12 protein-coding genes are annotated in these 11648 nt (G+C 65.1%); 10 read left to right on the top strand and 2 right to left on the bottom strand.

What is annotated here, in order from left to right; genetic code table 11:
• The first annotated feature begins 23 nt into the window (after positions 1–23).
• The 9 genes from ACH196_RS19075 (at position 24) to maiA (ending at position 7438) form a co-directional block, all read left to right on the top strand.
• The gene (locus ACH196_RS19075; RefSeq protein WP_396648505.1) at positions 24–1268 is read left to right on the top strand and encodes a Gfo/Idh/MocA family protein; all 1245 of its coding nucleotides are present in this window, start codon (positions 24–26) and stop codon (positions 1266–1268) included.
• Positions 1269–1394: 126 nt separating this feature from the next.
• Positions 1395–2525 carry an ABC transporter substrate-binding protein gene (locus ACH196_RS19070; protein WP_396648504.1) on the top strand — a complete coding sequence of 377 codons (1131 nt, stop codon included), beginning with the start codon at positions 1395–1397 and terminating at the stop codon, positions 2523–2525.
• 122 nt (positions 2526–2647) lie between these two features.
• Positions 2648–3076 (top strand): hypothetical protein, encoded by a 429-nt coding sequence (locus ACH196_RS19065; RefSeq protein WP_396648503.1) that lies wholly within the window; start codon positions 2648–2650, stop codon positions 3074–3076.
• 3 nt (positions 3077–3079) lie between these two features.
• Complete coding sequence (locus tag ACH196_RS19060) at positions 3080–3376, top strand: type II toxin-antitoxin system RelE/ParE family toxin (RefSeq protein ID WP_396648502.1); 297 nt, start codon at positions 3080–3082, stop codon at positions 3374–3376.
• Positions 3377–3384: 8 nt separating this feature from the next.
• Positions 3385–4305 carry a branched-chain amino acid ABC transporter permease gene (locus ACH196_RS19055; RefSeq protein WP_396648501.1) on the top strand — a complete coding sequence of 307 codons (921 nt, stop codon included), beginning with the start codon at positions 3385–3387 and terminating at the stop codon, positions 4303–4305.
• A gap of 8 nt (positions 4306–4313) precedes the next feature.
• Entirely contained in the window at positions 4314–5300 is a 987-nt protein-coding gene (locus ACH196_RS19050) for a branched-chain amino acid ABC transporter permease (RefSeq protein WP_396648500.1), read from the top strand.
• The gene (locus ACH196_RS19045) at positions 5293–6042 is read left to right on the top strand and encodes an ABC transporter ATP-binding protein (protein ID WP_396648499.1); all 750 of its coding nucleotides are present in this window, start codon (positions 5293–5295) and stop codon (positions 6040–6042) included. Before ACH196_RS19050 ends, ACH196_RS19045 begins: the two co-directional genes overlap by 8 nt.
• Positions 6039–6725 carry an ABC transporter ATP-binding protein gene (locus ACH196_RS19040; protein WP_396648498.1) on the top strand — a complete coding sequence of 229 codons (687 nt, stop codon included), beginning with the start codon at positions 6039–6041 and terminating at the stop codon, positions 6723–6725. Before ACH196_RS19045 ends, ACH196_RS19040 begins: the two co-directional genes overlap by 4 nt.
• A 56-nt stretch (positions 6726–6781) precedes the next feature.
• Positions 6782–7438: a maleylacetoacetate isomerase gene (gene maiA / locus ACH196_RS19035; protein WP_396648497.1), complete on the top strand. Its 657-nt coding sequence runs from the start codon at positions 6782–6784 to the stop codon at positions 7436–7438.
• A gap of 57 nt (positions 7439–7495) precedes the next feature.
• On the opposite strand, the gene ACH196_RS19030 is transcribed toward maiA, so the two are convergent.
• Entirely contained in the window at positions 7496–7939 is a 444-nt protein-coding gene (locus ACH196_RS19030; RefSeq protein ID WP_396648496.1) for a MarR family winged helix-turn-helix transcriptional regulator, read from the bottom strand.
• Between the two features lie 537 nt (positions 7940–8476).
• Here ACH196_RS19030 and ACH196_RS19025 point away from each other — a divergent pair.
• Positions 8477–9553 carry a LacI family DNA-binding transcriptional regulator gene (locus ACH196_RS19025; protein ID WP_396648495.1) on the top strand — a complete coding sequence of 359 codons (1077 nt, stop codon included), beginning with the start codon at positions 8477–8479 and terminating at the stop codon, positions 9551–9553.
• On the opposite strand, the gene ACH196_RS19020 is transcribed toward ACH196_RS19025, so the two are convergent.
• A complete protein-coding gene (locus tag ACH196_RS19020) occupies positions 9548–11494 on the bottom strand; it encodes an ABC transporter ATP-binding protein (RefSeq protein WP_396648494.1) in 1947 nt (648 codons plus the stop codon). The two genes, ACH196_RS19025 and ACH196_RS19020, sit on opposite strands and share 6 nt — an antisense overlap.
• Between the last annotated feature and the right edge of the window lie 154 nt (positions 11495–11648).

The following is an 11648-nucleotide window of genomic DNA, read 5'->3' as shown; positions in this document are numbered from 1 at the left end:
CAATATCATATGGGGAGGAAGCCATGACAAATCCGCCAAAACAGCGCCTGCGCATCGGCTTCGTCGGCAGCGGCTTCATCGCGCATTTCCATCTGAAGTCGCTGGTCGGCGTGCGCAATGCGGACGTCACCGGCGTGTTCAGCCGCAGCGCTGAAAAGCGCGAACGTTTCGCCGCCGCCGTCGCCGATCTCGGCCTCGGCTCATGCCGCACCCATGACAGCCTGGAATCGCTGCTCCAGGCTGATGACGTCGACGCCATCTGGGTCCTTTCGCCCAACTACACCCGCCTCGACACGATGCGCGTCATCCATGCCGAGGTGAAGGCAGGCCGCAGCAAGGTCTTCGCGGTCGCCTGCGAAAAGCCGTTGGCGCGCACCATTGGCGAGGCGCGCGAGATGCTGCGGCTGGCCGAGGACGCGGGGCTGAACCATGGCTATCTCGAAAACCAGGTGTTTTCGACGCCGGTGCTGCGCGGCAAGGAGATCGTCTGGCGGCGCGCCGCCTCGACCACCGGCCGGCCCTATCTGGCGCGCGCGGCGGAAGAGCATTCCGGCCCGCACGAGCCCTGGTTCTGGCAGGGCGACAAGCAGGGCGGCGGCGTGCTCTCCGACATGATGTGCCATTCGGTCGAGGTGGCGCGGCACCTGCTCACCGCGCCGGGCGCGGCGCGCAACTCGCTGAAGATCAAGTCGGTCAACGGCACCGTCGCCAACCTCAAATGGACGCGGCCCGCCTATGCGGCCCAGCTCAGGGAGCGCTTCGGCGCTGAAGTCGACTATCTGAAGCGCCCGTCCGAGGACTTTGCGCGCGGCACGATCACGCTGGAGGACGAGAACGGCGAGGAGTTGATGATCGAGGCAACCACCTCCTGGGCCTATGTCGGCGCGGGGCTGCGCATCCAGCTCGAACTGCTCGGCCCCGAATACGCAATGGAGTTCAATTCGCTCGGCACCGGTCTGAAGATTTTCATGTCGCGCGCGGTGACCGGCTCCGAAGGCGAGGACCTCGTCGAGAAGCAGAACGCCGAGCAGGGCCTGATGCCGGTGCTGGAGGACGAGGCCGGTGTCTACGGCTACACCGACGAGAACCGCCACATGGTCGAATGTTTCCGCAAGGGCGAGACGCCGCTGGAGACCTTTCATGACGGGCTCGCCGTTATCGAGATGCTGATCGGCCTCTACCGATCCGCCGAGATCGGCCAGACGGTGCATTTCCCGATTCCTGATCTTGAGAATTATGTGCCCCCGGTGGCGCGGCCGGAACGGTGAGGGTGAGTGGGTGATGCGACCTGAAAGGTTCGTCGCTCCCGGTTGAACTCCCGCCCGTTCTCTGAAAAATTCACCTCACCAAGACGCGCCGAACGCGCGCGGGGAACATTTCGGAAGGAGCATTTGATGAAAAGAATCCTGGCGGCCGGTCTTCTCGGCCTCTCGCTGTCCGTGGCGGCGCAGGCCGAGCCGGTGAAGATCGGCGTCATCACCACGCTGTCGGGCGGAGGCGCGGGCCTTGGCAACGACATGCGCGATGCCTTCACGCTGGCGATAAAACAGTCCGGCAACAAGGACGTCGAGCTGGTCGTCGAGGATGACGCGCAGAAGCCGGAACTGGCCGTGCAGATCGCCGACAAGATGATCCAGAGCGACAAGGTCGACCTGCTGACCGGCATCATCTGGTCGAACCTGGCGATGGCCGTTGTGCCCAACGCGGTGGCGCAGGACGTCATCTACCTGTCGCCCAACGCTGGCCCCTCGGCGCTGGCCGGCGCCGGCTGCAATGCCAATTATTTCAACGTCGCCTATCAGAACGACAATTTTCATGAGGCGATGGGTCAGTACGCCAACCAGGACTACAAGAAGATTTTTATCCTCGCCCCCAACTACCCTGCCGGCAAGGACGCGCTGACCGGCTTCAAGCGCTACTACAAGGGTGAGCTGGCCGGCGAACTCTACACCCAGGTCGGCCAGACCGACTACGCCGCCGAGATCGCCCAGATCCGCGCCTCGGGCGCCGATTCCGTGTTCTTCTTCCTGCCCGGCGGCATGGGCATCGCCTTCATGAAGCAATATGCCCAGTCCGGCGTCGGCATCCCGGTGATGGGGCCAGGCTTCTCCTTCAGCCAGGACGTGCTGCCGGCGATCGGCGACGCGGCTGTCGGCGTGAAGAACTCCGCCAGCTGGGCAAAAGATCTCGACAACGAGGCCAACAAGGCGTTCGTCACGGCCTTCACCGCCGAATACAATCGCCTGCCGTCGATCTACGCGGCGCAGAGCTGGGATACGGCCAACCTCATCCTGTCGGCGCTCGCAAAAGCCAGCGTCAAGGACAAGGAAGCCTTCCGCGCCGCGCTGAAATCCGCCGACTTCAAATCGGTGCGCGGCGAGTTCTCCTTCAACACCAACAACCACCCGATCCAGAACATCTATGTGCGCGAGGTGGTGAAAGAGGGCGACACGCTCACCAACAAGATCATCGCCACCGCCTTCGAGAAACACGGCGACGCCTACGCCGAGCAGTGCAAGATGTGAGTTTCCAGGCTGGACAGCGATGCGCGATTATCTGATAATCGCGCATCGCTGGCTGGGGTCGCACCATGGCAAATGCTCCAAAGGAATCGCACGGCATCATCAACGGCAGGGCCGTCAAAGATTTGGTCGAGGCCAAGGAAATCCGCAGCGCACTGGTGCTGGGGCAGCCCGGAGGCTTCGCGGTGGTTGTGCGCTATGGCTCTCAGGAACGCGCCATCGCGGCCCAACGCTCGCGGCGTGTCCGGCTTTGGCGCAACCTAAATACGGCCGCCGCTTATGTTCGCGACGAACTCGGCGTGCAGCGTTTCGAGATCGACATGGCTGAGCACGATCCCGCCGCGATGGATCGCGCCCGTCCCGATACCGCCGAACGCCAGCGCCAGTTGCGCGAAGCGGCGGAGCACGATGCATGGTTCCGGGCTCAGGTCCAGGAGGCGTTGGACGGGATCAAGGATGGGACGAACCGACCGATCGAGGAAGCTGAATGGGACGATTGGTTCTCGGAGAAAATCGCTTCTCTCGAACGCCGTGCCGCGAACAGTGGTCGGTAGAGCGTGCGTCTGATCCGCGGCAGTCAATATCGGGACGATTTCGACAACATTTTCGAACACATTGCACGGCAAAGTCCCCAGGCTGCGAAGAACACCGGTCTTGAAATCGAGCGCCAGGTTCGGCGGCTGGAGGAATTTCCAATGTTGGGGCGCGCCGGTCGCCTGGCAGGAACGAGAGAGTTGGTGATTGCGAATACGCCTTACATCGTCGTCTACTCCCCGAACGGCGTTGTCGTTCTCCTGCGCGTGCTCCATGGCGCGCAGAAATGGCCGCCTTCGCGGCAAGGCGCTCTGAGATAGCCGCGCCCTTGTCCCTCGCCCTCCTTCTCGAACAACTCCTCAACGGGCTGCAGCTCGGCGTCATGCTGTTTTTGATGGCGGCGGGGCTGACGCTGATTTTTGGCGTCATGGGCCTCATCAACCTCGCCCACGGCTCGCTCTACATGATCGGCGCCTTTGCCTGCGCCTCGGTCGCGGCCGCCACCGGTTCGTTCTGGATCGGGCTTGCCGCCAGCCTCGCCGCCGCGGCCGCCGCCGGCGCGCTGCTGGAGGTCGCCGTCATCCGAAGGCTCTACGACCGCGACCACCTCGACCAGGTGCTCGCCACCTTCGCGCTGATCCTCATCCTGTCGGAAGGCACGCGCTGGCTGTTCGGCTCGTTCCCGCTCTATCTCGATATCCCGCCGCTTCTGCAGGGTGCGGTGCCGCTGCCGGGCGGCGGCCAGTACCAGCTTTATCGGCTGGCCATCATCGGCGTCGGCGTGCTGGTGGCCATCGGCCTCTACTGGCTGATCGCCCGCACCCGGCTCGGCATGCGCATCCGCGCCGGCGAGTCGGACCGCGAGATGATCGGCGCGCTCGGCGTCGACATCTCGACACTCTACACCGTGGTGTTCGCGCTGGGGGCCGCACTTGCCGGCTTCGCCGGGGCGCTGGTCGGCGCTCTGCAATCCGTGCAGGTCGGCATGGGCGAGCCCGTGCTGATCCTCGCCTTCGTGGTCATCGTCATCGGCGGCATAGGCTCGATCAAGGGCGCGCTGGTCGGCGCGATTCTGGTCGGTGTGGTGGACACGATGGGCCGCTTCCTGCTGCCACAACTGCTCGCGCTGATGCTACCCGCCGCGCAGGCCGGCATGGCGAGAGCGGCGCTCGCATCGATGCTGATCTACATCGTCATGGCGCTGATCCTCGCGCTCAGGCCGAGCGGCCTGTTTCCGGCCCGCGCATGAGCGCCGCCATGTCCACCGCCGTGTCTATCCGCGAGGTTCTCGCCAACGTGCTTATCGTCGCGCTGTTCCTGGCGATTCCGCTGGGGGCAGTGCTGTTAGACGAGCCTTTCCACCTGACGCTCGCCACCCGCATCGTCATCCTGGCGCTGGCGGCGACCGGGCTCAACATCGCGCTCGGCCTCGGCGGGCTGGTGTCGTTCGGCCATGCCGCTTTCTTCGGCCTCGGCGGCTACACCGTCGGCATTTTTGCCGCGCATGCGCTCAACATGGAGCCGCTTGTCTTCGGCCTGCCGGCCACGCAATCCATGCCGGTCATCGCTGTGGTGGCCGTGGCCGTCGCGGCGCTTGTGGCGCTGCCGATCAGCGCCATCAGCCTGCGCACCTCCGGCGTCTATTTTATCATGATCACGCTTGCCTTCGCGCAGATGATCTATTTCTTCGCAGTCTCGTGGCCGGCCTATGGCGGCGAGGACGGCCTGCCGATGGCGCTGCGCAATGCTTTTCCGCTGGTCAACACGGCAAAACCGCTACCGTTCTTCCTCGTCTGCCTCGCGGTGCTGGCCGCTGCCCTTGTCCTGTTCTGGCTGATCCGCGGCTCGCGTTTCGGCGCTGCCTTGCAGGCCGGCCGGCAGAACGCGACGCGGCTCGCCGCCGTTGGCATCTCGCCCTTCGGCATAAGGCTCGCCGCCTTCGTCATCTCGGCGGCGGTTGCGGCGCTGGCTGGCGTGCTGTTCGCCAATCTCAACCGCTTCGCCAGCCCGTCCATGCTGTCCTGGCAGATGTCGGGAGAGCTCATCGTCCTGATCGTGCTCGGCGGCAAGGACCGGCTGCTGGGGCCGCTCGCCGGCGCGATGCTCTATGTCTTCCTCGAATACACGCTGGGCGGGCTCACCGAGCGCTGGCAGTTCTTCCTCGGCCTGATCCTGCTCGGCGTCGTGCTGTTCGCACGCGGCGGGCTGCTCGGCTTGCTGGCGGGGAGGCCACGCAATGGCTGAGCCAGTGCTGGAAATCCACGACCTGCGCAAAAATTTCGGCGCGCTGAAGGCCACCGACGGCGTTACGCTCGACGTGCGGCCCGGCGAGATACACGCCCTCATCGGCCCCAACGGCGCCGGCAAAAGCACGCTGATCCATCAGATCTGCGGCTCGATCCCGCCCGACGACGGCACGATCCGTCTGCTCAGCAAGGATCTTTTCGGCATCGGCATGGCCGGGCGGGCGCGGCTCGGCCTCGGCCGCAGCTTCCAGATCTCTTCGCTTGCCCCGGAATTCTCGGCGCTGCGCAATGTCATGCTGGCGGTGCAGGCGCGGCAGGGCTCGAGCTTCCGCTTCTTCCGGTCGGTGATGGGCGACCGGACGCTGATCGAACCGGCCCGCGCCATGCTGGAGCGTGTCGGGCTTGGTGCCCGCGCCGACGTGCCCGCCGCAGAACTGTCGCATGGCGAGCGCCGGCAACTGGAGATCGCCGTCGCGCTGGCGCTCGAGCCGAAGATTTTTCTGCTCGACGAGCCGATGGCTGGCATGGGTCCCGAGGGATCGAAGAGCCTGACGAGGTTCCTCGACGGCCTGCGCCATGAAGCGCCGATCCTGCTGGTCGAGCACGACATGGATGCCGTCTTCGCGCTCGCCGACCGCGTGTCGGTGCTGGTTTATGGCCGCGTCATCGCCACTGGTTCGGTCGACGATATCAGACGCGATCCGGAAGTGCGCCGCGCCTATCTCGGGGACGCGGCATGATATTGCTCAGCGTCGTCGGTCTCGAAACTTTTTACGGCGCCTCGCAGGCGCTGTTCGGCGTCGCGCTAGAGGTTCAGGAGGGTGAGGTCGTGGCCCTGATGGGCCGCAACGGAATGGGCAAGACCACCACCATCCGCTCCATCCTTGGCCTGGAGCGGCCGCGCGCCGGCACGATCCACTTCGACGGCCGGCAGATCACCGGCATGCGGCCGCATCGCATCGCGCGGCTCGGCATCGGTCTCGTGCCGGAAGGCCGCCGCTGCTTCCCCAACCTCACCGTGCTGGAAAACCTCGTCGCGGCCGCCCGTCCCGGCGACTGGACGGTCCCTCGCATCGTCGATCTCTTCCCGCGCCTCGGCGAGCGGCGTGGCCAATACGCCAGCACCCTGTCGGGCGGCGAACAGCAGATGCTGGCCATCGGCCGGGCACTCATGACCAACCCGCGCCTGCTCATCCTCGATGAGGCGACAGAGGGTCTCGCGCCGGTCATCCGCCAGGATATCTGGGCGGCGATCCGTACGCTGAAGGGCAGGGGGCAATCCATCCTGGTGGTCGACAAGACCCTGTCCGAACTGTTGCCGGTCGCCGACCGCTGCTTCGTGCTGGAAAAAGGCGCCACCGTGTTTTCCGGCTCGCCCGCCGCGCTGACGGCCGAACTGCAGGACCGGTATCTGGGGGTGTGAAAGAGGGAACTGGATCGCCACTGCCACCCCCCTGCAAGCACAAAGGAAATAGATCAATGCCCGCGCAGCCCACACTCACCCTCTACGACTATTTCCGCTCCTCCGCCGCCTATCGCGTCCGCATCGCGCTCAGGCTGAAGGGCCTCTCCTACGACCAGGTCCCCATCCACCTCGTGCGCGGCGGCGGCGAACATCTGTCGGAAGACTACCGTGCCATCAATCCGCAGCGCCGCGTGCCGGCGCTGGCGGTCGGGGAGGATCGAACAATCCTCATCCAGTCGGTGGCCATCCTCGAATGGCTGGAGGAGACTTTTCCCAAACCGTCGCTGCTGCCAGCCGATCCGTTTAGCCGGGTACGCTGCCGCGCCGTCGCTTCGATCGTCGGCTGCGACATCCACCCGCTCAACAATACGAGCACGATAAAATATCTGCGCCAGACCCTCGGCTGCGACCAGCCGGCCATCGACGCCTGGTACACGCACTGGATCAGCGAAGGCTTTTCAGCAATCGAAACGATGATCGATCCAAAACCCTTCGCCATGGGCGAAGCCATCAGCCTTGCCGACCTCTTCATCGTGCCGCAGGTCTACAACGCTCGCCGCTTCTCGGTGCCGCTCGACGCCTTTCCAAAAATCGTTTCAGTGGCCGATGCCTGCGCCGCGCTGCCCGCCTTCCGCGACGCCGCGCCGGAAAACCAGCCGGACGCGGAGTGAGAGGATTTTGCCTGAGGCGCGGCCGTCATCCTCGATCGGTCGACGAACGTTGCCCGCTCACTTTCCGCCCCGATCGAGCAGCACCGCCTCCAGCCTTGCCAGGGCTGACAGCAATTGCCCGGAGGCAGCCGCTCCCAATTCTTTCTTCAGCCGGTCCTCGAAGCCGGTCAGGTCGGGCACGATCTCCTCATAGGCGCGCCGGCCCTGTCGGGTCAGTGTCAAAAATTCCTCGCGGCGATCCGCCTCGTTGGTCTCTCGAACCAGCCAGCGTCTCTCCTCAAGTGCCGCCACCGCGCGGCTCACCTTGGTCTTGTGCATGTCCGAATGCGCGCCGATGCCACTGGCGGTGATCTTCCCGAACTGGCCGATGGTGGCCAGCACGCGCCATTCCGGCACCGTCAGCCGATGCTTGCGCCGATAAACGTCGCGTGCCTGCTTCGACAGCGTGCCGGCGATGCGATGCAGCCGGTAGGGAAGAAAGTTTTCCAGGTCGAGTTGCATCCGCCGATGGTGGCAATTTCCGCCAGATGCCGCAAGCGCGTCCAAATCGTTCCCGGCAAGCGGCTCTATTCGGCAGCGCCGCTTCGGAACTTCGGGTCACTTCCCCCACCTTGCAGGGGTAATGAAACCTGGCGCCTTCTATCCGTAATCGCTTGCACAGATGGCGGAGACCTCTCGTGATCCTATTTGTTTCGCCTAAGGCCAATTGATTTTTTGCGGTTTATGCTCAACTCACCGGAATCCGAAATTTGTTGGCACGAGGCGGATGCCGGAAGGGGAACCACAGGGGACAGTTTACTTAATTCCGCAGAAAGATGCGGCGTTTCAAGGTTGATGCAGGCGGAATTAAGTAAACTGTCCCCAGCGATTGGCTCTCGTGTCCAATACCCCGAACTGATGTAATCGTGGGTCATTGGGTGACGAGCGCAAACCTTGCAAGCGGTTGCGCTGGCCGGTAGCGTAGGCCCTATAGACGTCTGTCTGCTGGGGCGGGGGGTTGGATATGAGAACGTCAGGGCCGATCGGGATGCGCAGATCATGATCGAGCAGCCTGACCTCAGGCGAACCGGACGGCCGACGCTGGCGGATATCGCCAGGGCGCTCGGCGTGTCGGAAGCCACGGTTTCGCGGGCGTTGCGCGGCAGTCCGGAGATCAGCGAGCAGACGCGGGCGGCGATCCGCCGGGTGGCGCGCGAACTGGGCTATGTGCCGAACGCGGCGGCGCGCAGCCTGGCGCGGCAGACCAGCAGGACATTGGGTCTGCTGGTGCCCGACGTGACCGACCCGATCCACGCGCTCATCGTCGCAGGCTTCGGCCGCGCCGCCGACAGCCGGGGTTATACGGTGATCGTCATGGACGGCTCGCGCGACGAGGCGCGGCGCGCCCGGAGCCTGCGCACGCTGATCGAGCATCAGGCGGAAGGCATCGCCTTCTGCAGCACGCCGATACCAATGCGCGAGGCGATCGAAGAGATCCGTCCGGCCCACGCGGTGTTCATCATGCATGAAGGCGCCGACGCCTTATCGCCGAGCGAGACGCCGCTGGGGCGCATGCGTGCCGACGACGAACACGGTATCCGGTTGATGATCGAGCACCTGCTCGCTCTCGGCAAGCAGCGGTTCTCCTATGTCAACGGGCCAGACATCGCCTCCAACCGCCTGCGCCGCAACGCAATCCTGCGGTCGCTGGAGGCGCTCGGCATCGAGCCGCGCATCCGCGAATATTCGACGGGAGAGGAGCAGGCCGATTTCGAGACCGTGGCGCGTCTGGTGGCGCGTGAGAGGCCCGACGCGCTGCTGTGCTACGACGACAAGATGGCGCTCAACATGCTGGATGCGCTGCGCCGTGAAGAGGTTTCGGTGCCGGACGATCTGGCGGTCACCGGCTTCGACGGGATTCCTTTCGCCGCGATCTCCAATCCGCGGCTGACCACTGTCATCCAGCCGGCCGACCTGCTCGGCGAGACGGCGGCCGGCGCGCTCTTCGACGCAATCGAAAACGGCACGCCGCCGCCCGATATCACGCTTCCGGTGACGCTCGCCATACGCGGTAGCTCGCGTCGGCGGGTGCCGGAAAGTGGTGCTGGCGTCGCGGCGCCGCAAGCGAAGTCATAGGGCGAGTTCGGACACCAGGTGGCCGTTTCCGACATCGCGGAGATGGACAGTTGTAGGCTCGTCGCCGACGCGGCGGACCGCACTGGGGATTTCGCTGTCCAGCCGCGCGAAGCGTGGCCGCCGCCGGCTCGGATCGGGAACCGGCACCGCCTCGATCAGCCGCCGCGTATAGGGATGCGTCGGACTGGAGAAAATCTGGTCGCGCGTTCCGATCTCGACGATGCGGCCGAGATACATGACGGCCACCCGGTCGGAGATGTTCTCCACCACCGCCATGTCGTGAGAGATGAACAGGTAGGCGACGCCGAACTCCCGCTGCAGGTCCTTCAGCAGTTTCAGCACGCGGGCCTGGACGGAAACGTCGAGCGCCGAGACGCTCTCGTCGGCGATGATGAGTTTTGGCCTAAGCGCCAAGGCCCGGGCGATGCAGATTCTTTGCCGCTGGCCGCCGGAGAATTCGTGCGGGTAGCGTTCCATCTGGTCGGCGGAGAGACCGACGCGCTCGAACAGGGCGGCGACGCGGTCACGGCGCTCCCTGGCAGAGGATACCCCGTGGATCAACAGCGGTTCGGCGACCAGCTCGCCTACGCGCATGCGTGGGTCGAGCGAGGCGTAGGGATCCTGAAAGATCATCTGCACGTCGCGGCGGATTGTCTTGCGGTCGTTGCGGTTCAGGGCAGCGAGGTCTCGGCCGCCGATCGCAATCGTGCCGGTGTAGGGCACGAGGCCGGCAATCGCCTTCGCCGTGGTCGATTTTCCGCAGCCGGATTCGCCCACCAGTGAGAGCGTCTCGTTCGGTGCGATCGAGAAGCTGACACCTTCGACCGCATGCACGCGACGGTCGACGCGGCCGAAGAAACCACCGGTGAGGTCGAAGCGGACGGTGAGGTTGCGGACGAGGGCGACGGGCGCTGTGGTGGGGCTATCGTCTTGCCCCCTCACCAGCCCTCCGCTTCGCTCGGGCGACCTCTCCCCAGAGGGGAGAGGAGGTTTGCCGACGCTCGCGCCAAGCTCGTGTTTGATATCCAGCGCAGCGCCTGCCTCGCCGATCTCCTCTCCCCTCTGGGGAGAGGTCGCCCGAGCGAAGCGGAGGGCGGGTGAGGGGGCATCCGCTGAGTTCGCTTTGGAAACTTCGGTTCGCCCGGCGCCCATCCTCGGCACCGCCGCCAGAAGCTCGCGCGTGTAGTCGTCGCGCGGGCTGGCGAAAATGGCGGAGGTAAAACCTTCCTCCACCATGCGGCCGTGGCGCATGACGATGACGCGGTCGGCCATCTCGGCGACGACACCCATGTCGTGGGTGATGAGGATGACGCTGGTGCCGGTCTGGCGCTGGAGATCGCGCAGCAGTTCCAGAACCTCTCCCTGCACGGTGACGTCCAGCGCCGTGGTCGGCTCGTCGGCGATCAGCACGTCGGGTTTCAGCGCCAGCGCCATAGCGATCATGACGCGCTGGCGCATGCCGCCGGAAAGCTCGTGCGGATACTGCTTTAGCCGGCTTTCCGCCTCGGGGATGCGTACGGCCTTCAGCGCTTCGACCGCGCGCCGGCGGGCCTCGCCGCCCGACAGCGTCGTATGCGCCTCGATCGCCTCGACGAGCTGGCGGCCGATCGACAGGACCGGATTGAGCGAGGTCATCGGCTCCTGAAAGATCATGGCGATGCGGTCGCCTCGGATCGTCCGCATCCGGTTTTCGGAAAGGGTGGCGAGGTTGAGGTCGTCGAGTTTTATCGAGCCGGCCGAAATGCGCGCACCTGGCTGCGGCAGCAGGCCCATGATGGCCAGCGCCGTCATCGATTTGCCTGAGCCGGACTCGCCGGCGATGCACAGTGTCTCGCCCTTTCGAAGTGCGAAGGAGAGATCGGACACGACTTCGCTCTCGCCGTCCTCGCCATGGACGGAGACGGCGAGGCTGGAGACGGTGAGGATAGGGGAGGCGGTCATCGTGAAGGCCGGCCGTCGAGGATGGAGTTCCTTCGCACCCCCCTCTGTCCTGTCGTCCGCCCTTCGCTTTCGCTCCGGGCGTTCGTCGCTCGAAAAGCCAAATCTTTGGCTTTTCGTCCGCTGCGCGGACCGCTACTCACCCCCCTCAAGGGGG

The sequence above is a fragment of the Mesorhizobium sp. IMUNJ 23232 genome (genome assembly GCF_044326205.1).
Taxonomy (GTDB): Bacteria; Pseudomonadota; Alphaproteobacteria; order Rhizobiales; family Rhizobiaceae; genus Kumtagia.
This window is presented reverse-complemented; position numbering and strand designations above follow the sequence as displayed.